Genomic DNA, 24,059 nt, shown 5'->3' on the forward strand with positions numbered 1-24,059 from the left:
TGGCGATGGTCCAGGGGCGGTTGGGCAACGCGACCGGATCGGAGTTGCAGGGCGACCTGGTGGTGATGACGCGCCCGGTCGGCGCGAGCGGCGCGGCGCTGCTCGAGCGGATGCGGGTGACGAGCCGCGGCCTGGTGGGGATCGGCACCGCCAATCCGCAAGTCGCCCTCGACGTGGGCGGGGGCGCCGGCGCCCGGCTCGGCGGCGTGACCGCGGCGGCGGCGTATTTCGGGATCGGCAATAACGCGGCCTGGGGCGGGATCGTGCTCGGGTCCGGGGCCAACGGGAACACGCCGTTCGTGGCCGCCTCGCGCGACGGCAACGGCAACCCGCTGGCGCTCTCCCTGCAAGCCGGAACGGTGACGGCGGCGTGCCTGCTGCCGAACGGCAATGTCGGGATCGGGACGACCAATCCCGGCGCGCTCCTCGACGTGGCCGGGTCGGCCGCGATCGGCGGGACGCTCAAGCTCGGAACCTACATCGTCTCGACGCTGCCGGCCGGCGTGTTCGGCAGCGTGGTGCACGTCTCGAACGGCCGCAAGGTGGGCGAGGGCTCGGGCTCCGGGACGGGCGTGGTCGCCTACTACTCCAACGGCAACTGGCGCCGGCTGTCGGATGACAGCCCGGTCGCGGCGTGAGGGCCCCATGGGTGAACCCTACCTGTACGAGTTCCTGTATCGCGGCCGGCCGGCGGGCTCGGCCGAGGCGCCGGCCTGGCACGTCGTCATCGGCCAGCACGTCACCCCGCCGGGGGCCGCGGAGGCGCAGTTCGTGGCGAGCGGGGCGCTGACGCCGGCGCAGGCCGAGGCCGCGGGGTTCCCGCTCTCGGCGGTGCTGGCGGGGATCGACGCGGCGGCGCTCGCCGGGCGGGATGCCGCCGCGGCCGAGGCGGCAGCGCTACGGCGCGAGCGCGACGCCCTGGTGGTGGAGCGCGACGGCCTGGCGGGGCAGCTCGCCGCGCGGGAGGCGCCGGCGGCGGAGCTGCCGGCGATCTCGGACCGGCAGTTCTTCCAGGCGCTGGCGCAGGCCGGGGCGATCACGGCCGACGAGGCGCTGGCGGCGGTGATGACCGGCCGGCTTCCGGCGGCGATCGAGGCGGCGGTGTCGGCGCTGCCGGAGGCCGAGCGCTTCGCCGCCCGGATGCTGCTGTCGGGCGCGACGGCGTTCGAGCGCGGCCACCCGATGGTGGCCCGGCTCGGCGCGGCGATCGGCTACGACGCGGCGGCGCTGGACGCGCTGTGGCAGGCTGCCGCCGCCCTCTGATCGGCACTCCCTGACCGGCTGTCCCTGATCGCGGCCCGACGCCCGGGCCCGACGGCCGGCGCGCCGCCCCCCTCTGCACAACCTGGAGAGACCGATGACCGCGACGACGTTCGAGCGGGCGATGACGCTCGTCCTGGCCCACGAGGGCGGATGGTCCAACGACCCGGCCGACCCGGGGGGGGCGACGAACCTCGGGGTGACGATCGGCACCCTGAGCCTGTGGCTCGGCCGGCCGGCGACGAAGGCGGAGGTGAAGGCGCTGACCGTCGCGAGCGTGTCGCCGCTCTACCGGCGCCGGTTCTGGGACGCGGTGCAGGGCGACGCGCTGCCGGCGGGTCTCGATTACGCGCTGTTCGACTTCGCGGTGAACAGCGGCCCGAAGCGCGCGGTGATCGGGCTGCAGCGCGCCTTGGGCATCGCCGACGACGGCCGGCTCGGGCCGGTGACGCTGGCGGCGCTCGCCGGCCGGGACGTGCCCGGGCTGGTGAACGCCCTGTGCGACGGGCGGCTGGCGTTCCTGCGGGCGCTGTCGACCTGGCCGCGGTTCGGCCGTGGCTGGGGCCGGCGGGTGGAGGAGGTCCGCGCCGCGGCGCTGGCGCTCCACGCCGCGCCGGCATCCGCCTCCAGCTGCCCGGCCTGCGGCCGACCTGCCGCGGCCTGACCGCACACCCTCCTCACCGCGAGATCGCCATGAACCAGGAACAGCTCGCCGCGCTGCTGCGCACCCTGCTGCAGTTCGCCGGCGGCATCGCCGTCGGGTACGGCTGGATCGACACCGACACGGCCGCCACGCTGACCGGCGCCCTCGTGACACTCATCGTCACCGTCTGGGGGCTTTACGCACGGCGCAATGCCGGCCTCGTCGCGGCGGCCGCCGCTTTGCCGGCGGTCAAGACGATCGTGGCGGCGCCGGAGACGGCACAGGCCGTTCCGAGTTCCAAGGTCCGACCTTCGGAGTAGGACCGATCACGCCGGACAGGCGGGGCGACGGTGGAACACCGATGCAGGACGCGATGATTCTGCCGTCGCCCGCCCGTTTCAGCCCAGCACCACCACCTGCGCACCCACCGGCACGCGGGCATAGAGGTCGATCGCGTCCTGGTTGATCATCCGGATGCAGCCCGACGACACGCTGCGACCGATGCTTTCCGGCTCGGTGGTGCCATGGATGCGGAAGAGCGTGTCCTTGTTGTTCTGCCAAAGGTAGAGAGCGCGGGCGCCGAGCGGGTTGCGCGGGCCGCCCGGTACGCCGAGGCCGCTCTGGAGCTTCGACACGCTGCGGGCGAGCGCCGGCTGGCGGGCGATCATCTCCTTGGGCGGATACCAGTCCGGCCAGGCCTGCTTGGAGTTGATGGTAGCCGCGCCGTTCCAGGCGAAACCCTGGCGGCCGACGCCGACACCGTAGCGGCGGGCCCGGCCGCCCTCCTGGATCAGGTAGAGATGGTGCGCCCGCGGATCGACGACGATCGTGCCCGGCGCGTAGCGGCCGCCATAGGCGACCTCCTGGCGCAGGAAGGACGGGTTGGCCCGGCGCCAGCGGAAGGCCTGGACCGGGAACGGCTCCGTCTCCACCGCCGCGTAGGCGCGGGCGTAGTCGATCGGCCCGTCATCGACCACGACCGCGGCGTTCGGGTCGACGGCACCCTGGGGCGGCGGCGCCTGGCGCCGCGGGCCGCCCCAGAACGAATCCTCCTCCGGCGTCTCCACGGGCGCGGGCTCGCCCCGGTAGTACGGATCGGCAGCCTGGCCTCGCGTGTCGTAGAACGCACCGTCATCCGCCGGCACGGGATCGCGGGAGCGCCGGCGCCGGGCGGGCGCGAAATCCTGGTCCGTCCAGGCCAGAGCCGGACGGGACCAGGCGCCCGCCAGCAGCGTCGAGGCAAGGCCGGCTGCCGAGCCGGCGACCAGGAAACGGCGGTTCTTGTCGGTCATGGGAGGTCTTGGGATCGTGCTGACAGGAACGGAACGCCGGATGGCGCAATGCAGCGACAGCTAGGGCATTTACCCGCGGAGGGGAAACCACCGCGCACGAAAAAACCGTCAGGACCAACACGCTAGGGCGATATCCCACGCCGGTGTGGCCCCGGCGCCGCCCCGACCGGTGCCGCTCGCGGCCGAGGCGTCAGCACGCAGCAGATCGGGTACGATACTTTTTCCGCTTCGTGTCCCGATCCTCGAAACCTGTTGTTGTCCATATCTGCTACGGTTGACGCCTGCCGGAATACGTGGCCTCCTGAGGCGATCACTTCAATCCGGTGTGCCATGATCGACGATGACACGACCCGACCCCTCGATCTGATCGAGCTCGCCGCCGACATCGTATCGGCCTACGTGGCGAACAACTCCGTTCCGGTAGCGGAGCTTCCGGGGCTGATCGCGGCCATCCACACGTCGCTCGACCGGCTCGGCGCGCCGCAGGCGCCGGAGCCCGAGCGGGCGACCCCGCCGGTGCCGATCAAGAAGACCGTCACGCCCGACCACATCATCAGCCTCGAGGACGGCAAGCCCTACAAGACGCTGAAACGCCATCTGTCCGGCCGCGGGCTCACCCCCGAGCAATACCGCCAGAAGTGGGGCCTGCCGCACGACTACCCGATGGTCGCGTCCAACTACGCCGCCCAGCGCTCCGAACTCGCCAAGACATCGGGCCTCGGCCAGAACCGCCGCGGCCGCGGCGCGGCGCGCTGACGGGAAGCCGGGTTGCCCCTCTGAGGCATGGAGCACCCGCAGCCCCGGGCCGATCGGGCGTCGACCGGCGTGCTCAGCCTGCGTTCAGGTCGTTAGCGTCTATCCTGAAGGGGTAGGGCGGTGCTCGCGTCCGCCCTCGTCCTGAAGGAGAGATCCCACGATGATGCACGTCAAGGTGCTCGGGATGGCCGGCCTCGTTGCGGGCGGCCTGGTTCTCGCGTCGGCGGCGCAGGCCGCCCCGATCGGCCTCGGCGCAGCGGACTCGCTTGCGCCGGAGGCCGGCGTGACGAAGGTGGCCGGCGGCTGCGGCCCGGGCTTCGCCCCGAACCGGTTCGGCTATTGCCGTCCCTTCTATGGGCCGCGGCCGTTCTACGGGCCACGCCCGTACTATTACGGCCCGCGACCGTACTGGCGCCGTCCGGTCTACGGTCCGCGCCGGTTCTACTACGGCTACTGACTAAATCCTGCGAGGCGCCCGACCGGCCGATCGAGCGCCTCGTCGCGTTTTCGGGGCGTTAGCCGCCGCCTATCCGGCTCGCGCCGCGGGCTTGCGCCCGAAAGGATCGAACTCGATCACCGGGGCCTTGCGGCCGTGCAGCACGGGCAGCACCCGCTCGCCGAAGGCGTCGATGAAGGCCGGCTGGCTCCCGCCGACCTGATGCAGGTCGATGCTGTCGAAGCCGAGGGCCGCGCAGGCCGCGATGCGCTCGGTCAAGGCCGGCAGGTCGTGGGATATCAGCACGGTCTCGTGCATGTCCTCGGGCCGCAGGTAGCGGGCGGCGGCCTCGAAATCGGTCGGCCGGGGCAATTCCCAGGCGACCGAGGCCGGCAGGGCGTTGAAGCGCCACTCGGCATGGGCCTGATGCAGGGCCTCGGCCGGGTCGGGCGCGTAGCTCAGGTCCATCTTGAGGAAGACAGGCTTGTCGGCGCCACCGTTCTCCCGGAAGGCGTCGACGATGGGGCCGAGCGCCTCAGGGTTCGTCCCGACGGTCAGGAGGCCGTCGGCCCAGGTACCGAGCCAGGCGGCGGTCTCGATGCTGGTGGCCGCGCCCACGAGCCGCGTCGGGGTCTCGGGCAGGGACCACACCTTGGCCTCCACCGCCATCAGGCGGCCGCGCTGGGTCACGGTCTCCCCGGCGAGCAGGGCCCGCATGATTTCGGCGCCCTCGCGCAGGCGGGCGTTGCGCTCGGCCTTGTCGGGCCAGGGCCCGCCGGTGGCGCGCTCGTTCATCGCCTGGCCGCTGCCGAGCGCCACCCACGGCACCCGGCCGGGAAACATCTGTCCGAGGGTCGCCACGGCCTGGGCCAGCACGACGGGATGGTAGCGCCAGCCCCCCGGCACCGAGATGACGCCGAAGGTCAGCCGCTCCGTCGCCTGGAGCGCGGCGCCGAGCCAGGCCCAGGCAAAGCCCGACTCGCCCTGGCTCGGCGACCAGGGCTGGAGGTGGTCGGAGGAGAAGGCCCCGTCGAAGCCGGCCTGCTCGGCCCGCTGAGCCAGCGCGAGCAGCGCCCGGGGCGGGCACTGCTCGTGGGAGATGTGGTAGCTGTAAAGGGTCATCGCGCGTCTCCCGGCCCGGGGAATGCCCGAGCCCGGGCGGTCGTTCCGGCGGGGTGCGGTTGCGCCGCGGACCCGACCGGTCGTCGCTACATTCCGACCGCAACCTTGCGACTGTTGCCCCGCTGGAGGTTGCGGTAGCGCGCCAGCGCCCAGAGCGGGAAGAACTTCGCGTAGCCGTGATAGCGCAGGTAGAACACCCGCGGGAAGCCGGTGCCGGTGTAGAACTCCTCGCCCCACAGCCCGTCCGCACCTTGCGTGCGAGCGAGATAGTTGACGCCGCGGGCCACCGCCGGATGGTCGGCCTCGCCGGCCGCCATCAGGGCGATCAGCGCCCAGGCGGTCTGCGAGGCGGTGCTGCCGGCGCGCTCGTAGCCGCGGTATTCGAGCTTGTAGCTCGTCGCGTCCTCGCCCCAGCCGCCGTCGGGGTTCTGGATCGAGACCAGCCAGTCGACGGCCTTGCGGACCGGCACGGAGGCCGGGTCGTGCCCGGCGGCGTTCAGCGCGCACAGTGCCGACCAGGTGCCGTAGATGTAATTCATGCCCCAGCGGCCGTACCAGCTGCCGTCCTCCTCTTGGTCGGCGAGCAGGTAGTCGACGGCACGGGCGAGAGGCGCGCTGGTCTCCTTGGTCTCGCCGAGCTGGGCCAGCATCGAGATGCAGCGCGCCGTGACGTCGGCGGTCGGCGGATCGAGCAGCGCGCCGTGGTCGGAGAACGGGATGTAGTTGAGGTAGTGGTAGGTGTTGTCGGCGTCGAAGGCGGCGAAACCGCCGTCGCGGCTCTGCAGGCCCTCGATCCACTCGCGGGCCCGAGCGATCGACTGGGTGTAGTCCGAGCCACCCTCGCCGGGGCCGAGGCGGGTCTGCGCCCGGTCCATCGCCATCGCCACCACGGCGGTATCGTCGAGGTCGGGATAATGGGCGTTGTTGTACTGGAACGCCCAGCCGCCGGGACGCACGTCCGGCTTGCGGGCCGCCCAGTCGCCCTTGATGTCGAGCACCTGGAGGGGCTTGAGCCATTCGAGGGCGGCGCGGGCCTGGCGCTCGTTGTCCTGGCCGCCGGCCTCCATCAGGGCGTGGGCGGCGAGCGCCGTGTCCCAGACCGGGGACAGGCAGGGCTGGACGTAGGCCTCGTGCTCCTTGACGGTGACGAGCTTCTCCACCGCCGAGCGAGCGGTGACCACCAGCGGATGATCCTCCGGATAGCCGAGCGCCTCGTACATCAGCACCGAGTTGGCGATGGCCGGGTAGATGGCCCCTAAGCCGTCCTCGCCGTTCAGCCGCTCGCTGACGAAGGCCACCGCCTTGTCGATGGCGCGGGCCCGCGGCTTCTTCGGGAAGAACGGCTCGACCACCCGCAGGATGTCGTCGATCGCCGCGAAGACCGGGCGCCAGGGCGACGATTCCTGGGCGCCGGAGGGCCAGCGCCGGATCCGCTCCGGATCCTGGGTGAACAACTCGCGCACGCCGATCCCGCGCGGGTTCTTGGCGCGCGGCTTCTTCACCTGCAGCACGAAGAGCGGCACCATCACGGTGCGGGCCCAGTACGACACCTTGTCGAGGTGGAACGGGAACCACCGCGGCAGCAGCATCACCTCGACCGGCATCACCGGCACGGCGTTCCACGGCACCTCGCCGTAGAGGGCGAGCAAGGTGCGGGTGAAGACGTTGGCGTGCGCCGCACCGCCGCGCTGGAGGATCGCCTCGCGGGCCCGGCGCATGTGCGGCGCGTCGATCGGATCACCGATCATCTTGAGGGCGAAATACGCCTTGACGGACGCGCTCATGTCGAACGGGCCCTCGTGGACGAGGGCCCAGCCGTGGTGCAGGGCGCTCTGCGTCCGGCGCAGGTAGACGGCGATCTTCTCCTCCAGCTCCCGCGGCGGGATCGAGGCGCGGAAGTGGTGGTAGAGGATGTACTCGGACGGGATGGTGGCGTCCGCCTCGAGCTCGAAGCACCAGTGCCCGTCGGCATGCGCCAGCTGCGTCAGCGCCCGGGACGCGGCGGAGACCCGCCGCTCGACTTCGTCGAGGGTGATGTCCTGCGTACTCTTGCGTTGCAGCGTCTCGACCTTGGCCACGGTGTGTCTGCCTTCCTCTAGGGAGGGCGGCTCCGCCCCGCCGCCCATGATGCCATCCCAATTCGTTTTCGCAGCGCACAAAACGCCGCTTACGCCCACGCTGTTCCCGAAACAGGGTCCCGTCGTCAAGCCGCTCCGCGCAACGCAGCGTTGCCACGGTTACCGATGTCGGCGCCTGTCAGAACCTGCGCCGCCGTGGCGCCCGACCGGATCGCGCCCTCGATGGTCGAGGGCAGCCCGGTCGCCGTCCAGTCTCCGGCGAGCGCCAGGTTCCCGATGTGCGTGCGCGCACCCGGACGGCGCGCCGCCTCCGCCGGGGTCGCCGCGAAGGTCGCCCGCTTCTCCTTGACGATCTGCCAGCGCGGCATTGCCTGGCCTGCATACCCGGAGAGCCGCGAGACCTCGTCCCAGATCGTGCGGGCGAGTTCTTCCCGCGGCACGTCGAGCAGGCGGTCGGCGCCGCTGATCGTCACCGAGAGCCGGTCGGGATAGGAGAAGAGCCACTCGGTCACGCCGCCGACGACGCCGAGAAGCAGCGGCGCCTCCGGCTTCGGAAGAACCGCGAAATGCGCGTTGACGATCGAGCGATGGCTCTGCGGCACGCTCAGACCCGGCATCAGCCCGGCGGCGACCCATGCCGGCAGCGCCAGCACCGCCGCGTCGTCGGGCCCGAGCTCCTCCATGCCGTCCGAGAAGTCGAGCCGGGCCAGCCGCCCGCCCTCGATCCCGAGTGCCCGCAGGCGACGGCCGAAGCGCACCTCGGCCCCGGCCGCGGCGAGGGCCGTCAGCGCCGGATCGACGAAGGCCGCCGACAACCCCTCGACGGCGATGAGCGGCCGGCAGGCCCGGCCACCGGCACCGAGCGTCTCGCGCAGGATGGTGGCGGCGAGCCCCGCATCGCTCTCCTGCGGCTCGGTGTTGAGGGCGGCGAGCAGCACCGGGTGCCAGAGGCGGTCCCACAGCAGCCCCTCGCAGGCCATGCTCTCGCCGATCGTGGCGGAGCGCGTCGCGCCGCGGAAAATGCCCAGCGGCGCGAGATAGTCGCGGGCGCGGCTGCCCGGCACCCGGCGTCGGGCGTCGAGCACCCACCAGGGCAGGCGCCCGGCATTGGGGCGCAGGGTCCAGCGCTCGCCGGTGGCGAGATCGGCGAAGGCGAAGGCAGCCTCGTCGGGCCCGGCGAGCACGCCGTCCGGCGCACCGGCGAGCTTGAGAAAGTCGAGGGCGTCGCGGTTGCCCGACAGCAGCAAGTGGTTGCCGTTGTCGATCGTCAGCCCGAGGGCCGGATCGAAGTAGGAGCGGCAGCGCCCGCCGGCCTGCTTGGCCGCCTCGTGCACCACGACGCGCCGGCCGGCCTTGGCCAGCCGCAGGGCTGCCGACAGGCCGGCGAGGCCGGCCCCGAGGACATGAACCGTACCCATCAGACCACCGCGTGACGCAGGAGGACGCCGACGAGCGCGAGCTTGCCGGGCTTCACCCGCGCGCGGGGCGCCGCCCAGCCGCGCTTGCGCAGGCCGACGAGGATCAGGTGGTAGGCCGCCCCCATGATCCTCGGCGCCTTGGTGGCGCGGCGCGACTGAGCGTGCATGATCGCCCAGGACGCGTCGTAATGCGCTTGAGCCTCGTCGAGGAGCCGGGCGCAGACCTCCCCGAGACGAGGATGAGCGAGCGCGCTCTCGGGCGTCGGATGGGACAGCCCGATCGCCGCCAGCGGCTCGGCCGGCAGGTAGAGCCGGCCGCGCTCGGCATCCTCGTCGATGTCGCGCAGAATGTTGGTGAGCTGGAGCGCCCGGCCGAGATGATGGGCGAGCTTGATCCCGGGCGCCTCGGGCAGGCCGAAGATCCGCACCGACAGGCGGCCGACGGCGCTCGCCACCCGGTCGCAATAGAGGTCGAGGGTCGCGGAATCCGGGGCGACGATGTCGGCCTCGGCGTCCATCGCCATGCCGTCGATCACCGCCTGGAAATCCTCGCGCTTCAACCCGAACTGCCGCACCGGCCCGACGAGGGCTTGCGTCCGCGGCACGGGCCGGCCGGCATAGAGCGCGTCGATGTCGGCGCGCCAGCGGTCGAGCTCGGCCGCGCGGACCTCGCGGGCGCCGCCGTCGTCGGCCACGTCGTCGACGGCGCGGCAGAAGGCGTAGACCGCGTACATCGCGTCGCGCTGCTCGGCCGGCAGCAGCCGCATGGCGGTGTAGAACGACGAGCCGGCGGCCGGCAGGGCCGCGGCCTCGGTCGTGGCCTCGACGGGCGAGGCGGGCTGAGAGGCGAGGGCGGTCACGGTCGGGCTCCCCGCAGGGCCGGATGGAGGTAGCGGCGGAACGGCCGCCGGGCGAGCGTCGTGGCGGCGGCGCCGAGCGCGGTCAGCGCGAAGGCGGCCTTGCCGTGATGAACCTTCTCGCTCAGCGGATCGCGAACGAGGAGGCCGCGGGCGAGCAGCACCGCGAGGCGGTGGATCGCCGCGATCTCCATGGCGAGCCGCGTATCGTCGATGAGATCCGGCAGGGGCCGGCCCTCGTCGAGGAGGTCGAGGCAGCGTTGCGCCAGGTCCTTGATCACGGCACGGAGCGCGGGAGTGGCGCGCTCGGCACCCAGATCCTCGATCCGGGCCCCGTGCTTCTCGAGGGTCTCCCGCGGCAGGTAGACCCGGTCGACGTTGCGATAATCCTTGCCGCAATCCTGCAGGTGGTTGATCACCTGGAGGGCGGTGCAGATCGCGTCCGAGGTCGGCCAGGTCCGGCCCGGATCCTCGCCGTGCACGTCGAGGACGAAGCGGCCGACCGGGACCGCCGAGTAGCGGCAGTAATGCGCCAGCTCGTCCCAGGTCTCGTAGCGCGTCTTGTGCGCGTCCATCCGGAACGCGTCGAGCAGTTCGAGCGCATGGCGCGGCGGCAGACCGCGCTCGGCGAGCGAACGGCGCAGGGGCGCGGCTTCCGGGTCGTCGGGGCCCTTAGCCGTCAGCGCGTCGGCGAGGCCGTCGAGGAGCGCGATCTTGCGCTCGGGCGACAGGCCGGCATTGTCGGCGACGTCGTCGCCGGCCCGGACGTAGTAGTAGAAGTCCAGGATCGGGCCGCGGTGGCGCGGATGAATCAGGTGCGAGGCGACCGGAAAGTTCTCGTCGCGATGCCCCTTGCCGGAGCGCGCCTCGGTAACGGTTGTCATCGGATATATCCCGCCTGACGGAACCAGGCGACGGCGTCGGACAGGCCGTCGCGGTAGGGCCGGGCCGCGTAGCCGAGCTCGGCCCGCGCCTTGGCGTCGGAGAAGAACATGCGGTAGCGCGACATCCGGATGCCGTCGATCGTCGCGAGCGGCGCCTTGCCGGTGATCCGCGCGGCGAGCTCGGACACGAAGGCCACCGGATAGACCGCCGCCCGCGGCAGCCGCACGGTCGGGGGCTTCCGCCCGACGAGGCCGGCGATGTCGGCGAGCATGCGTGACAGGAGCACGTCCTCGCCGCCCAGGATGTAGCGCTCGCCGATGCGGCCCCGGTGCAGGGCGAGGAGATGGCCCTTCGCCACGTCGTCGACATGGGCAAGGTTCAAGCCCGTATCGACGAAGGCCGGCATCTTGCCGTTCGCCGCCTCAACGATGATCCGGCCGGTCGGAGTCGGCTTGACGTCGCGCGGGCCGATCGGGGTCGAGGGATTGACGATCACCGCCGGCAGGCCCTCGCGGGCCACCATCTCCTCGACCACCCGCTCGGCCACCACCTTGCTGCGCTTGTAGGCGCCGATCGCGGTCTCCGGGGTCAGCGGACGGGTCTCGTCGGCGGGAGTACCGTCGTCGTGCGGCTTGATGGTGGCGACGCTCGACGTGTAGACGACCCGCTCGACGCCGGCCTCCAGCGCCGCCCGCATCAGGGCCCGGGTGCCGTCGCGGTTGGTGCGCACGATCTCTTCCGGATCCGGCGCCCAGAGCCGGTAATCCGCGGCGGCGTGGACGAGGTAGCGCATCCCGCGCATGCCCTTGGCCGCCGCCTCGGGATCGCGCATGTCGCCCTCGACGACCTCGACGTCGGGCCAAGTCAGGTTGGTGCGCGGGCTGGTGGCGCGCACCAGCACCCGCACCGGGAAGCCGGCGGCGCGAAACACGTCGACCAGCGCCGGGCCGAGAAAGCCGCTGGCGCCGGTGATCAGCACCGGGCCGGGCTCGAATCCGGCGCCGGACGGGGTGGGCGCGGTGCGGTGCTGGGCCTCGGTCATGTGTTCCTTCTCGGCGGCTCGGGCGGCGGGCCCGCTCTTGCCGACAGTGACATCAATTTCGGGAAGCCGGGCCGCTTCTGCCAGCCCGGCGCCACGCTCGCAAGGCGCAGGCTGCCGATCGCGGACGGGCGTGCCGCCCGCGCATCAGCATCCCGACCCCGGGACGAATCCGTCCGGCGAGACGTCTCAGGCGAGGCGCAGGCGCCCGCCGCGCTCGGCCGCCGCCCCGCGGGCCGGGAGGATCTCCTCGACGACCTTGACGATCGAGGGAGCGTCGAGGCCCGCCTCCGCGTACATCCGCTCCGGTGTGTCGTGGTCCTGGTAGCTGTCCGGCAGCGTCAGCGTGCGCACCCGCACCCGGCCGTCGTCGAGAGCCCCGCGCGACGACAGCAGGTGCAGCACCATCGCGCCGAAGCCGCCCACCGACCCCTCTTCCAGCGTCACCAGAACCTCGTGGTTTGAGGCCAGGTCCAGGATCAGGGCCTCGTCCAGCGGCTTGGCGAACCGCGCGTCCGCCACCGTCACGCCGATGCCCGCCGCCTCGAGCCGCTCCGCCGCCTTCAGGGCTTCCGCCAGGCGCGTGCCGAGGCTGAGCAACGCCACCCGCGCCCCTTCCGGACGCTGAATCACCCGGCCACGGCCGATCGCCAGCACCTCGCCGCGATCGGGCATCTCGACGCCCACGCCCTCGCCGCGCGGATACCGGAACGCGATCGGCCCGGTGTCGTGCGCATGCGCCGTCGCCACCATGTGCACCAGCTCGGCCTCGTCGGCCGCCGCCATCACGGTCATGTTCGGCAGGCAGCACAGGTAGGCCAGGTCGAAGGCGCCCGCATGCGTCGCCCCGTCGGCGCCGACGAGACCGGCCCGGTCGAGCGCGAAGCGCACCGGCAGGTTCTGCAGCGCCACGTCGTGCACCAGCTGGTCGTAGCCGCGCTGCAGGAACGTCGAGTAGATCGCGCAGAACGGCTTGAACCCTTCCGTCGCCAGGCCGGCCGCGAAGGTCACCGCGTGCTGCTCGGCGATGCCGACGTCGAAGGTCCGGTCGGGATGCGCTTTTGAGAACAGGTCGACGCCGGTGCCCGAGGGCATCGCCGCGGTGATCGCCACCACCTTGTCGTCGACGTCCGCCGCCTTGATCAGGCTCTCGCCGAACACCCGGGTGTAGGCCGGGGCGTTGGGCTTGGCCTTGGTCTGCTTGCCCGACACCACGTCGAACTTCACCACCGCGTGGCCGCGATCGGCCGCGGCCTCCGCGGGGGCGTAGCCCTTGCCCTTCTGGGTGACGACGTGGATCAGCACCGGGCCGTCGGGGGCGTCGCGCACGTTCTTGAGCACCGGCAGCAGGTGCTCGAGGTTGTGGCCGTCGATCGGGCCGACGTAGTGGAAGCCGAGCTCCTCGAACATCGTGCCGCCGCCGGCCAGGATGCCGCGGGCATACTCCTCGGCGCGGGCCGCGGTGTCGTAGAGGGCCTTCGGCAAGAGGCGGCCGAACTGCTTGGCGGTGTCGCGCAGGCTCCGGTAGGTGTCGCCCGAGACGAGCCTGGCGAGGTAGGACGACATCGCGCCGACCGGGGGCGCGATCGACATGTCGTTGTCGTTGAGGATGACGATTAGGCGCGACTTGAGTGCGCCGGCATTGTTCATCGCCTCGTAGGCCATGCCGGCCGAGATCGAGCCGTCGCCGATCACCGCCACGACGTTGCGGCGCGGGGGCGTCTCGCCGCGGGCGCGTGCCGCGGCGTCGGCGAGGTCGCGGCCGATCGCCATGCCGAGGCCGGCGGAGATGGAGGTGGAGGAGTGGGCGGCGCCGAAGGGGTCGTAGGGGCTCTCGGAGCGCTTGGTGAAGCCCGAGAGGCCGCCGGCTTGGCGCAGGGTGCGGATGCGGTCGCGGCGTCCGGTGAGGATCTTGTGGGGGTAGGCCTGGTGCCCGACGTCCCAGATGATGCGGTCGTCGGGGGTGTTGAAGACGTAGTGCAGGGCGACGGTGAGCTCGATGACGCCGAGGCCCGCGCCGAGATGGCCGCCGGTGACCGAGACGGCGTCGATGGTCTCGGCGCGCAGTTCCGCGGCGAGCTGGGCGAGGTCGCTCTCGGGCAGCTGGCGCAGATCCGCGGGAATGCGGACGCGGTCGAGGAGGGGAAGAACCAGATCGGACACGGGATGACGCTCGCTCGTTCGGAGGCGGACCCCGCCCGGCCTCGCGGCCCCGGGATCCTCGCAGATGGCGGCCGTTATACCGCAAGCGGCCGATCGCGCCATCGTCGGTCCGCGAAGCCCACGGTTGCGACGTCCCGGCGCACAACAACTCCCAAGAACATCCTGAACTCACGGTGAATTTCGCCCGCGAGGCGACAGCTGCATGGCGATGGGTTAGAGTGCGTGACGGCGACGCGATCTCGACAATACGCATCCCCGCTCGGAGGTCAGATGGGACGATCGATACCGACGGGCGGGCTCGTCCTGGGCATCCTGCTGGCAGCCTCCGGCCAGGCGCGGGCGGTGCCGCTCTATCCGGCGCTCGATCCCGCCTGGCTGCCGCATCTGCCCGCCTGCCGGCCGACCGACCGGACCTGCGACACCGTCTCGCGGCGCCGGATCCCGGTCTGCGCCTGGCGGGTGCGACCGACGCCCGAGGGCCCGCGGCGAGTGCGGATCTGCGCGTGAGCCGTCGCGGCAAGACCGGTCCCGAAACGGCCCGCGTGGCGACCGGCGTCGCCTGCCTGCTGCTCCTTATCCTTCCCGGGGCGGCGCAGGCCCGCGGCTGCACGGGCGACTTCGCGGGCGGCACGCGGCCGGTTCTCACCAACCCGCGGCTTGCCGCCGACACCACGCTTCTGTGCTACCAGGCCTTCGCCGTCCTCTATTCGGGGCTCGCCCGCACGCCGCTCTACGCCGCCGAGCACCTGACCGCCGCGCGGGTCGAGGCCGCGCGGCGGATCGACCGGGTCGACGCTTTCCACGAGGAAGCTCAGCTGCCGGAAGCGGCGCGCTCGGAGCTTGCGGATTACGCCGGCAGCGGCTGGGACCGGGGTCACATGGCACCCTCCGGCGACATGCCGAGCCCGGGCACGCAAGCGGAATCCTTCACGCTCGCCAACATCGTGCCGCAGAACCCGGACCTCAACCGCCGCCTCTGGGCCGGGATCGAGAGCAGCGTGCGGGCGCTCGCGATCGAGCGGGGCGACCTCTTCGTCGTCACCGGCCCGCTGTTCGAGGGCGCGAGCGTGCAGTCCTTGCGCGGCCGGGTTCTGATCCCGACCCGGCTGTTCAAGGCGGTCTACGACGCCAACCGGGGCGAGGCGGGGGTCTATCTCGCCCGCAACGCCCCGGGCGAGGAGTGGCAGGCGATCTCCCTCGAGCAGCTCGCCGCGGTCGGCGGCATCGTCGCCTTCCCGGATCTCCCGGATTCCGTCCGCCGGCGCATCATGCCCCTGCCCGAGCCGCGGCGCGACGAGTATGTCGGCGGGCCGCGCAGCCGCCGCGAGCCCGGCTTCCTCGACTGGCTCGCCGCCGAGTTGCGCCGCGCAGCCCGCCGCGCCTGGCGCGACTTCCTCCGCTCGCTGTTCTGACGGGACGCCCCTCATGCCCGCTCACCCGAAGCCCGCCTTCACGCCCTTCGCCGACGAATCTGGTGTCCAGACCCTCGGCGACATGACGCTGGAGAACGGCACGACGCGCATCGCGCTCCACGGCTCCCTCGACTTTGCCCGCGACCGGGAGAGCCTGGAGCGGGCACGGGCGCTGGCGAGGACACTGGCGGAGATCGTGGCGGTCCTGGAGGGCGAGGCCGACCTGCCGGAACGGGCGGAGGAGGTCCGGGTGGCGACCACCGAGGTGAAGAACCCGTTCGGGTGAGCGGGCTGGCTCGCAAGGCCGCCGATCCGTGCCGCCTTGCACCCCCCCGGCGGCCCTGGTAAGCGCGGGAGCACTCCCCATTCCCGCGCGCGGCCGGCCGCGTCGACCCCCGGCGATCCGATCGTGCCCCGGGAAACGGCCTGAATCCGGCATCACACCGCCCGACCCGGACCGCGCGCCAGAACCCTGAAGGATCACCGCCATGGCCCGTGAATTCATCTACCACATGCGGGGTCTGACCAAGACCTATTCCAGCGGCAAGAAGGTGCTCGATAACGTGCACCTGTCCTTCTACCCGGACGCCAAGATCGGCGTGCTCGGCGTCAACGGCGCCGGCAAGTCGACGCTCTTGCGCATCATGGCCGGTATCGACACGGAATTCTCCGGCGACGGCTTCGTCGCCGAGGGCGCGCGGGTCGGCTACCTGCCGCAGGAGCCGCAGCTCGATCCGGACAAGACGGTCCGCGAGAACGTGATGGAGGGCGTCGCCGAGTCCCAGGCGATCCTCGATCGCTACAACGAGCTGGCGATGAACTACTCCGAGGAGACGGCGGACGAGATGACCCGCCTCCAGGACGAGATCGAGGCCAAGGGCCTGTGGGATCTCGACTCCAAGGTCGACCAGGCGATGGACGCCCTGCGCTGCCCGGGCGACGACGTCGCCGTGGCGACCCTGTCGGGCGGCGAGCGCCGCCGCGTCGCCCTCTGCCGCCTGCTCCTGTGGCAGCCCGAGCTCCTGCTCCTCGACGAGCCGACCAACCACCTCGACGCCGAGACGGTCGGCTGGCTCGAAGGCCACCTGCGCAGCTACCCGGGCGCGATCCTGATCGTCACCCACGACCGCTACTTCCTCGACAACGTAACGAGCTGGATCCTCGAGCTCGATCGCGGCCGGGGCATCCCGTACGAGGGCAACTACTCGTCCTGGCTGGTCCAGAAGCAGAAGCGCCTGGCCCAGGAGGGCCGCGAGGAGGAGTCGCGCCAGCGCACCATCGAGCGCGAGCAGGAATGGGTCTCGGCCTCGCCGAAGGCCAGGCAGGCCAAGTCCAAGGCCCGCATCTCCCGCTACGAGGAACTCGTTGCCAAGTCGCAGGAGAAGGGGCCCTCGACCGCCCAGATCGTCATCCCGATCGCTGAGCGGCTCGGCAACAACGTCATCGAGTTCGACCACCTGGAGAAGGCCTTCGGCGACCGGCTGCTGATCGACGACCTGTCGTTCAAGCTGCCGCCGGGCGGCATCGTCGGGGTGATCGGCCCGAACGGCGCCGGCAAGACCACCCTGTTCCGGATGATCAACGGGCTGGAGACCCCCGACAAGGGCGAGATCCGGGTCGGCGAGAGCGTCAAGCTCGGCTACGTCGACCAGTCCCGCGACGCGCTCAAGCCCGACGCGACGGTCTGGCAGGAGATCTCGGGTGGCAACGACATCCTCTATCTCGGCAAGCGCGAGATCAACTCGCGCGCTTATTGCGGCGCCTTCAACTTCAAGGGCTCCGACCAGCAGAAGAAGGTCGGGGTCCTGTCGGGCGGCGAGCGCAACCGCGTCCACCTCGCCAAGATCCTCAAGAGCGGCGCCAACGTGCTGCTGCTCGACGAGCCGACCAACGACCTCGACGTCGACACCCTGCGGGCGCTGGAGGAGGCGCTGGAGGATTACGCCGGCTGCGCGGTGATCATCAGCCACGATCGCTGGTTCCTCGACCGGATCGCGACCCACATCCTCGCCTTCGAGGGCGACAGCCACGTCGAGTGGTTCGAGGGCAACTTCGCCGATTACGAAGCGGACAAGAAGCGGCGCCTGGGCGTCGATTCCACCATCCCGCACCGGATCAAGTACAAGAAGTTCAGCCGCTGAGCCGTGACCGGGGCGGCACCCGCCGCCCCGCCTCGTCTGCATCCGGACAACAAAAAAGGGCCCCGCGGGGCCCTTTCTCATGTTCGGCTCGCTTGTCGGCGCTACCGCGCCGCCGAGTACAGCGAGGCGCCGGAGGCGATCGGCGAGGTGACGGTGGAGAAGACGCTGAGCACCTTCTGGACCTCGGTGAAGGGGGCGTTCGAGACGTAGACGAGGTCGCGGTTGCGCATCCGGAACGCCTGGCTGACGAACAGGCTGTTGGGGTCGCGCATGTTGATCCGGTAGACCACAGGCACGAAGTTCGACGAGACGAGGGGGCTGTTCGGGTGCAGGCGGCGCACCACCGAGGCCGGCTCGAACCGGAACACGAACACGCCGGCCGGGTCGGCCTGGAAGTCGCGCAGGCCGCCGGACTTGGCGAGCGCCTGGGCGAGCGTGATGCCCTCGGCCGAGAACGGGATCTCGTAGTTTGCCCCGGTCGCGCCGACGGCCAGGAAGGTCTGGGGATCGCGCACCAGGGTGAGGGTGTCGCCCGGCCGCAGGAAGATGTTCTCGCGCGGGTTGGAGACGATCGCCGTCAGCGGCACCGTCGCGGTGGTGGAACCGCGCGACAGCCGCACGAAGGTCTCGTTCACCGGCGCTGCAACGCCGCCCGCCGTGGCGATGACGTCGAGCAGGCGGTCGCCCTTCTCGGTCAGCGGCACGCGGCCGCCGCCGAGGTTGGAGACCGGACCGCCGCGGCTCGCCGCCGCCAGGCGGGCGCCGCCGCCACCGGCCGCCGCCGCCTCGCCCAGCACCGTCACGCTGGTGCTGAGCGGCGAGTTCACCGTCAGGAGCACCTGCGGCTGGATCGCCTTGCCGGCGAGTTCCTGCTCGATCTGGGCCTGTACGTCCGGAGCGCGCTTGCCCGCCACCTTGATCCGGCCGGCATACGGCACCGAGATCGTGCCGTCGCGGGCCACGATCTGCTCGGGGATGCTGGACGATTTCGAGCCGGTGGACAGGCCCCCCATCATCGGGGCGGAGAACAGGCCGCCGCTGCCGGCCTCCCAGATCGTCACCGTCACGGCGTCGCCGACGCCGATCACCGGCTGCACCGAGGGGCGGCGGTCGCCGAAGGAGGCGAGCAGGCTGTCGAGGGGCCGGCCGCGCAGGGCCTCGACCACCGCGGCGTCGACGTCGATGATCTCGTAGCGGGCGAGCAGGCCCTGGTCGGTGGCGACGTCCGCCCCGTCCGCGATCGCGCTCGCCGTCGGGCCGGCCGCCGGCAGGAAGCTGCTGCAACCCCCGATGAGGCAGGCAACCGCCAGGACCGCTGGCATTCCGACGCGCACCATGCATCACCCTCCGAACCACGCGGGGCCGTCCGCGACGACCGCTCCGGTCTCTCTCGCTCGACGCTGGGCCCGCCGCGAGCCGCCCGGCATCCGGTCCGACCCGCGAATTCCCGGCGGGCGCGGCCGCATGCGGCCACGCTTCGCCACCCTTCCTCTAGCACTCCGAACGGCTGCGATCGAATTAACGGACCGCTCCGGGGCCCCCCGGTGTGCACAAGTCTCGCCGGTGTGGCCTGTCGCCCACGGCCCGCGACCCGGCCGGGGAGCCCGTCGGCCGGAAATGCGTCGCGAGCGTGGCGGTTGGCGGCCCGACCGTGACGCGGATGCACCAACCGTGTGGATCACGGGCATGACACCCGCCGTCTCCATGTTCCTGCCCAGATCTCAGGCCTAATGGCGGTCGTCGTCCGGTGGGACGACCGATCCTCCGGGACGCCGGGCATTGACGCCGTGCAACACCGCGATTTTTTCGAGATTGTTGCAATCCCGCCATTGTCCGCACCGGGGCCGTCGGTACTGTCCGCCTCGTCAGCGGCTCGCGCGCGGTTCGCGCGCCCCGAATGTCCGTCCGGGCAGGCTGCATCCGCGGCCCGCTCGGGCCTTCGCCGTCCCAGGGCTCAGCCGGCAGGTCGTCTGCGGCCGCCGGCCCCGCCCAGACCCGAGGTGTGCCCGTGAGTGCTGATCCCGTGCGAAACGTCGAACCGGCCCGCCAGGATGCCCGCACCCAAGACGCCCGCACCCCGCAGCCGGGGCGGCGGCAGGTCTTCCTGTTCCTGCAAGGTCCGATCACGCCGTTCTTCGCCCGTGTCGCCGACGCCCTGGAGGCGCGGGGTCATCGCTGCCTGCGGGTGAACCTCTGCTTCGGCGACTGGATGTTCTGGCGCCGCGCCGGCGGGGTGAACTTCCGCGGCACCCGCGAGACCTGGCCGGCTTTCATCGCCGACCTGATCGACCGCGAGGGCGTGACCGACCTGATGCTGCTCGGCGAGCAGCGCTACTACCACAAGGTCGCCGTCGCCGCCGCCAAGGCCCGCGGCCTGAACGTCACGGTGACGGATTTCGGTTACCTGCGCCCGGACTGGATCACGCTCGAGCGCGACGGAATGTCGGGCGACAGCTGCTTCCCGAAGGACCCGGAGGCCGTGATGGCGCTCGCCGCCAAGGCCCCCGAGCCCGACCTGGTGCCGCGCTACCGCGACAGCTTCTGGCTCCAGGCCGTCTGGGACATGGCCTACCACCTGATGAGCAATTGGCTCTGGTGGCTCTATCCCGGCTACAAGTCGCATCAGGTGCACCACAACGCCCTGATTTATCTCGGCACCGGCCTGCACATGCTGCGCTCCAAGCGCACCGGCCCGCGGGTCGACGCGCTGGTGCGCCGCCTGCGGGAGGCCGGCACGACCTACTACGTGCTGCCGCTGCAGATGGAGAACGACTTCCAGCTGCGCGCCTACTCGCCGTTCTTCGACCTGAAGACGCCGATCCACGCGGTCATCCGCTCGTTCTCAGAGCATGCCCCGGCGGAATCGCGCCTGCTGGTCAAGATCCACCCGCTCGATCCCGGCATCCGCAACTGGGCGCGCATCGTGCGCCGCTCGGCGGAGAAGTGGGGCGTCACCGACCGTGTCGATTTCGCCGATGGCGGCGACCTCGGCAAGATGCTGGACGGCTGCCGCGGCGTCGTCACGGTCAACAGCACCGTCGGCCTGTGGTCGATGCGCGCGGCCAAGCCGACCATGACGCTGGGTGCGGCGATCTACGACATCCAGGGCCTGACCTACCAGGGCGCGCTGGAGACGTTCTGGACGCAGGCCGAGCCGCCCCGGCGCGAGCTGTGGGACGCCTTCATCAAGGCGATCGTCGCCAACATCCAGATCCGCGGCGTCTACTACAAGGGCGAGGGCATGGCGGCGGCGGTGGAGGCCACCGCCTCGCGCCTCGACCTCACCCAGGGCGCCTGGCTCGAGACCCGCTCCCGGGCGCGCACCCTCGATGCCGGCGACGAGATGCCGGGCCTCCAGGCGCTGCAGAACGCCTGACCCCGGCAAGCATCGAGCAAGAGACCCGACGGGGCCGGAAACGGCCCCGTTTTTTCATGCCCGATGGCCGCCAAGCCCCGATCGTCCCCCGAGCCCGGATCATCCCCGCCGCAGCACGCGGCGCCAGACCACCGACCAGACCTGCTTGAGCACCGCCTCGGGGGTACGGGCGCGCCGCGCCAGTTCCGGGTCGCCGGCGGCGAGGCGCTGCACCAGCACCTCGGCCGGGCAGGGCAGGCCGGTGCGCGGATCGACGTAGCGCGGGTAGAGGATCAGCGCGCCGGCCACCAGCTCGTCGAGGGTGAGGCGGCGGGTGCGGCGGGGGCTGCCCGGATCGTCGGTCAGGCCCCAGCCGGCGTAGAACGGCAGGCCGTGGGTGGTCACGGCCTTGCCGCGCAGGAGCGCCTCGAAGCCGATGAGCGAGGTCACGGTCTCGACCCGGTCCGCCGCCTCGACGGCGTCGATGGCCGAGACGTCGCGCAGCACCACGTCGGCATGGGCCGCGACCACGTCCGGCGGCACCCAGCCCGGGCGCAAACCGGCCTCGACGTCGGGATGCGGCTTGAAGGCGATCACGGCGTCGGGGTTGCGCTCGCGGGCGAGCCGCAGGAGCGCGGCGTTGCCCGGGACCGTCCCACCGCCGAGGCGGATCGAGGCGTCGTTCTCGACCTGGCCGGCGACCAGCACCACCGGGCCCGGCCGCGGCATCGGCGGCATCGCGGCGCTGCCGACATTGTATTTGCTCACCCGCGCGGCGATCACCGCCTCGCGCAAGGCGGCGGCCCGGGCGAGGAGGTCGTCCGGGAAAGTGCCGGTCTCGAGCAACTGCTCAAGGTCGCTCGGACCCGTAGCGTCGTAGTAGACGCCGGTGGCGTCGAGGACGTGCGAGGCGCCCGGCCGCAGGGCGACCCCGAGGCCGATCGAGCGCAGGAAGCCGTCCTCCATGCGCAGGAGCGGCACGCCCGCCCGGGCACAGGCCTCCTCGGTGCCGGCCGGCATCCGGCTCGCCCAGGATACGACGCGGCCCATGCCCGCGAGCTCGCCGTCGCCGACCGGCGCGTCGCCCCGGCGCACCACCGGGCGGTGACCGGGAGCAGACAGGGTCCTGGTGATCCAGTCCCGCTTCCAGGCCGAGAAGCCGACGCAGAGGGTCGGCACAGCGTTCTCGCGCCAGCGCGACGCGACGAGGTCCAGCACCTCCACCGCATCCTCGAACCGGGACGGCGCGCCCGTATAGGGATCGAAGTAGCGCGAGCAGACCAGGTAGGCGGCGGCGAAGACCTCCTCCGGCTTGCGCCGGCGGGTGCGCCGGGGCAGGTGCAGCCGGTCGTCGGTGAAGCCCCAGCCGGCATAGAACGGCAGGCCGAAGCAGGTCACCGGCGTGCCGGCGAGGGCTGACTCGAAGCCGGAATGGGCCGAGACGACGTAGACCCGGTCGCACTCCTCGGCGACCGACCAGGCGGTGACGGGATCGCGCACCAGCCGCGCCCCGGTCGCGGTCGCGGCGGCCTCGTCGATATGGCCGCGGCGGCCGATCGCCGACCCGGGATCCATCACCACCAGGCGCTCGGCCTCCGGCGCGTCCGCGGCGGCGGCCTCCAGCATCGCCCGGAAGGCGCTCGCCCCGGCAAGACCGAAGCCGACCGTCGGATCGCCGACCGCCTGGTCGACGATCACGACGCGCCGATCTCCCGCTTTTCGCGGCGGCAGGTCGCGGCGGCGCGGATCGTTGTCGAGGCCGAGCCGCCGCTCGCGCAGGCGCGCGATGCCGGCGCGGGCGCGGGCCATGAGCTCGTCCGCCTCCCAGCCGCCTTCCTCGAGCATGACCTCGAGCTCGCTCGGCGCGGTAGCGTCGTAGTGGATGCCGAGCCCGTCGATAATGTAGCTCAGCGAGCGCTCGGCGCGGACGTCGCCGAGGCGCAGGAAGCCCTCGTCCCAGCGGTCGCTCAAGCGTACCCGCCGCGAGGTCGGCTCGCTGCCCAGCCGCCGCGAGCGTCGCGGGCCGGGCCCTTCCGACTCCGACGGCATTCGGGGCCACAACCGCTTCAGCTTGCCGCGATCCATCCGCCTCTCACTCACTGCGGACCGTGCCGCCCAGGCGCTCGCGACCCGGAGCAGGCGCCGTTCCACACTCACCCCGGCCCCGTCAAGCACGGCGCGCCCGTCGGGGGCGGAGCCGGCCGTCTCGGGGCCGGGCGCCGCGGCCGCGGTCCCGCGCCCTCTCTCCTTAGACGAATTCCGATGACCTCTTCCTTGCCGCGGGGGATTTTTTCGCGCGTCCGCCGAAGCCGGCATGCTACAGGCGCCCCCCAGGCCGCGCCCAACGCCGCCGCGGGCCTGCGCACTATGCCCGCAGGCGCCGCGATGCCGCCGCGTTCCGATCGTCCGGGAGAGAAGCCATGCCCGTCATCCTGATCACCGGCGCCTCGAGCGGCATCGGCGCGGCGCTGGCGCAGCATTACGCCGCCCCCGGCACCACACTGGTCCTGAACGCCCGCGGGGCCGAGCGGCTGGAGGCGGTCGCGGCGCTCTGCCGGGGCAAGGGCGCGACGGTCGAGACCCGGGCGCTCGACGTGCGCGACCGGGCCGGCGTACGGGCCTGGATCGCCGAGGTCGACGCCCGCAGCGGTCTCGATCTCGTGATCGCCAATGCGGGGGTCAACGGCGGCCATCCGCAGGGCGGCCTCGAGGCCGAGGAGACCGCCTTCCTGGTCCTCGACGTAAACCTGATGGGCGCCCTCAACGTGGCGCTGCCCACCGTCGCCCGGATGGCGGAGCGGGGCAGGGGGCAGGTCGCGCTCATCTCCTCGCTCGCCGCCTACGCGCCGCTTCCCGACGCCCCGGCCTATAGCGGCACCAAGGCGGCGCTGCTCGCCCACGGCCTGGCCTTGCGCGAGAAGCTGGCGCCGCAGGGCGTGCGGATGAACGTGGTCTGCCCCGGCTACGTGAAGACCGCGATGGGCGCCGATTACGAGGGCTGGCGCCCGCTCGAGATGAGCGCCGAGGCGGCGGCGGCGCGCATCGCCAAGGGGCTCGCCCGCGACGAAGCGGTGATCGCCTTCCCGGCGGCGCTCGCCGCGGCGGCGCGGGGCGCCGCGCTGATTCCCGAATCCTGGCGCCGCCTCGGCATGCGCGGCTTCAGCTTCCGCATGAGCGAGCGCCAGCAGCGCTGATCCCCCGA

At 72.0% G+C, this 24,059-nt stretch carries 22 protein-coding genes; 12 read left to right on the forward strand and 10 right to left on the reverse strand.

Annotated features, from left to right (window positions below; all coding sequences use genetic code 11):
* The 4 genes from HPY23_RS30415 to HPY23_RS30430 form a co-directional block, all read left to right on the forward strand.
* On the forward strand, positions 1 to 638 hold a 638-nt coding region (locus tag HPY23_RS30415; protein ID WP_420891349.1), incomplete at its 5' end, for a hypothetical protein.
* Between the two features lie 7 nt (positions 639 to 645).
* Entirely contained in the window at positions 646 to 1,263 is a 618-nt protein-coding gene (locus HPY23_RS30420; protein ID WP_175540107.1) for a hypothetical protein, read from the forward strand.
* Positions 1,264 to 1,357: 94 nt separating this feature from the next.
* Positions 1,358 to 1,924 (forward strand): glycoside hydrolase family 108 protein, encoded by a 567-nt coding sequence (locus HPY23_RS30425; protein ID WP_200649726.1) that lies wholly within the window; start codon positions 1,358 to 1,360, stop codon positions 1,922 to 1,924.
* Between the two features lie 29 nt (positions 1,925 to 1,953).
* Positions 1,954 to 2,223: a Pam3-gp28 family putative phage holin gene (locus HPY23_RS30430; RefSeq protein WP_060848799.1), complete on the forward strand. Its 270-nt coding sequence runs from the start codon at positions 1,954 to 1,956 to the stop codon at positions 2,221 to 2,223.
* Positions 2,224 to 2,301: 78 nt separating this feature from the next.
* On the opposite strand, the gene HPY23_RS30435 is transcribed toward HPY23_RS30430, so the two are convergent.
* Positions 2,302 to 3,195 (reverse strand): L,D-transpeptidase, encoded by an 894-nt coding sequence (locus tag HPY23_RS30435; RefSeq protein ID WP_060848798.1) that lies wholly within the window; start codon positions 3,193 to 3,195, stop codon positions 2,302 to 2,304.
* A gap of 330 nt (positions 3,196 to 3,525) precedes the next feature.
* On the opposite strand from HPY23_RS30435, the gene HPY23_RS30440 reads away from it, so the two are divergent.
* Positions 3,526 to 3,951 (forward strand): Ros/MucR family transcriptional regulator, encoded by a 426-nt coding sequence (locus HPY23_RS30440; protein WP_060848797.1) that lies wholly within the window; start codon positions 3,526 to 3,528, stop codon positions 3,949 to 3,951.
* A 160-nt stretch (positions 3,952 to 4,111) separates the two neighbouring features.
* Positions 4,112 to 4,408 (forward strand): GCG_CRPN prefix-to-repeats domain-containing protein, encoded by a 297-nt coding sequence (locus HPY23_RS30445; protein ID WP_060848796.1) that lies wholly within the window; start codon positions 4,112 to 4,114, stop codon positions 4,406 to 4,408.
* Positions 4,409 to 4,477: 69 nt separating this feature from the next.
* On the opposite strand, the gene HPY23_RS30450 is transcribed toward HPY23_RS30445, so the two are convergent.
* The 7 genes from HPY23_RS30450 to dxs all read right to left on the reverse strand — a co-directional run bounded on the left by HPY23_RS30450 (position 4,478) and on the right by dxs (position 13,949).
* Entirely contained in the window at positions 4,478 to 5,509 is a 1,032-nt protein-coding gene (locus HPY23_RS30450) for a TIGR03885 family FMN-dependent LLM class oxidoreductase (protein ID WP_091891742.1), read from the reverse strand.
* An 86-nt stretch (positions 5,510 to 5,595) separates the two neighbouring features.
* The gene (gene shc / locus HPY23_RS30455) at positions 5,596 to 7,635 is read right to left on the reverse strand and encodes a squalene--hopene cyclase (protein ID WP_175540099.1); all 2,040 of its coding nucleotides are present in this window, start codon (positions 7,633 to 7,635) and stop codon (positions 5,596 to 5,598) included.
* 77 nt (positions 7,636 to 7,712) lie between these two features.
* On the reverse strand, positions 7,713 to 9,008 hold the full coding sequence (gene hpnE, locus HPY23_RS30460; RefSeq protein WP_091891748.1) for a hydroxysqualene dehydroxylase HpnE: 1,296 nt from the start codon (positions 9,006 to 9,008) through the stop codon (positions 7,713 to 7,715).
* Positions 9,005 to 9,772, reverse strand: a complete 768-nt coding sequence (gene hpnD / locus HPY23_RS30465; protein WP_236012917.1) for a presqualene diphosphate synthase HpnD — start codon at positions 9,770 to 9,772, stop codon at positions 9,005 to 9,007. Before hpnD ends, hpnE begins: the two co-directional genes overlap by 4 nt.
* Positions 9,773 to 9,861: 89 nt before the next feature.
* On the reverse strand, positions 9,862 to 10,746 hold the full coding sequence (hpnC, locus tag HPY23_RS30470; protein ID WP_091891733.1) for a squalene synthase HpnC: 885 nt from the start codon (positions 10,744 to 10,746) through the stop codon (positions 9,862 to 9,864).
* Positions 10,743 to 11,789 (reverse strand): hopanoid-associated sugar epimerase, encoded by a 1,047-nt coding sequence (hpnA, locus tag HPY23_RS30475; RefSeq protein WP_091891730.1) that lies wholly within the window; start codon positions 11,787 to 11,789, stop codon positions 10,743 to 10,745. The genes hpnC and hpnA overlap by 4 nt, the downstream gene beginning before the upstream one ends.
* A 186-nt stretch (positions 11,790 to 11,975) precedes the next feature.
* Positions 11,976 to 13,949 carry a 1-deoxy-D-xylulose-5-phosphate synthase gene (gene dxs / locus HPY23_RS30480; protein ID WP_060848790.1) on the reverse strand — a complete coding sequence of 658 codons (1,974 nt, stop codon included), beginning with the start codon at positions 13,947 to 13,949 and terminating at the stop codon, positions 11,976 to 11,978.
* A 270-nt stretch (positions 13,950 to 14,219) separates the two neighbouring features.
* Here dxs and HPY23_RS30485 point away from each other — a divergent pair, with 270 nt between their 5' ends.
* From HPY23_RS30485 to ettA, 4 genes are all read left to right on the forward strand, one after another.
* Complete coding sequence (locus HPY23_RS30485) at positions 14,220 to 14,456, forward strand: hypothetical protein (protein WP_060848789.1); 237 nt, start codon at positions 14,220 to 14,222, stop codon at positions 14,454 to 14,456.
* Positions 14,453 to 15,361, forward strand: coding sequence for a DNA/RNA non-specific endonuclease (locus tag HPY23_RS30490; protein WP_244533375.1), 909 nt, complete (start codon positions 14,453 to 14,455; stop codon positions 15,359 to 15,361). The genes HPY23_RS30485 and HPY23_RS30490 overlap by 4 nt, the downstream gene beginning before the upstream one ends.
* Before the next feature lie 13 nt (positions 15,362 to 15,374).
* Complete coding sequence (locus HPY23_RS30495) at positions 15,375 to 15,647, forward strand: hypothetical protein (protein WP_060848788.1); 273 nt, start codon at positions 15,375 to 15,377, stop codon at positions 15,645 to 15,647.
* 202 nt (positions 15,648 to 15,849) lie between these two features.
* Positions 15,850 to 17,502: an energy-dependent translational throttle protein EttA gene (ettA, locus tag HPY23_RS30500; protein WP_060848787.1), complete on the forward strand. Its 1,653-nt coding sequence runs from the start codon at positions 15,850 to 15,852 to the stop codon at positions 17,500 to 17,502.
* Between the two features lie 101 nt (positions 17,503 to 17,603).
* Here the strand turns inward: ettA and HPY23_RS30505 are convergent, their stop codons facing one another.
* Complete coding sequence (locus HPY23_RS30505) at positions 17,604 to 18,839, reverse strand: polysaccharide biosynthesis/export family protein (RefSeq protein ID WP_060848786.1); 1,236 nt, start codon at positions 18,837 to 18,839, stop codon at positions 17,604 to 17,606.
* A gap of 671 nt (positions 18,840 to 19,510) precedes the next feature.
* Here HPY23_RS30505 and HPY23_RS30510 point away from each other — a divergent pair.
* Positions 19,511 to 20,878 carry a capsule polysaccharide biogenesis protein gene (locus tag HPY23_RS30510; protein WP_060848785.1) on the forward strand — a complete coding sequence of 456 codons (1,368 nt, stop codon included), beginning with the start codon at positions 19,511 to 19,513 and terminating at the stop codon, positions 20,876 to 20,878.
* A 99-nt stretch (positions 20,879 to 20,977) separates the two neighbouring features.
* Here HPY23_RS30510 and HPY23_RS30515 read toward each other — a convergent pair whose 3' ends face one another.
* Positions 20,978 to 22,828: a capsule polysaccharide biogenesis protein gene (locus tag HPY23_RS30515; RefSeq protein WP_236013052.1), complete on the reverse strand. Its 1,851-nt coding sequence runs from the start codon at positions 22,826 to 22,828 to the stop codon at positions 20,978 to 20,980.
* 449 nt (positions 22,829 to 23,277) lie between these two features.
* Here HPY23_RS30515 and HPY23_RS30520 point away from each other — a divergent pair, with 449 nt between their 5' ends.
* Positions 23,278 to 24,051 (forward strand): SDR family NAD(P)-dependent oxidoreductase, encoded by a 774-nt coding sequence (locus HPY23_RS30520; protein ID WP_091891520.1) that lies wholly within the window; start codon positions 23,278 to 23,280, stop codon positions 24,049 to 24,051.
* Positions 24,052 to 24,059: the final 8 nt, after the last annotated feature.

The sequence above is a fragment of the Methylobacterium ajmalii genome (assembly GCF_016613415.1).
GTDB lineage: Bacteria > Pseudomonadota > Alphaproteobacteria > Rhizobiales > Beijerinckiaceae > Methylobacterium > Methylobacterium ajmalii.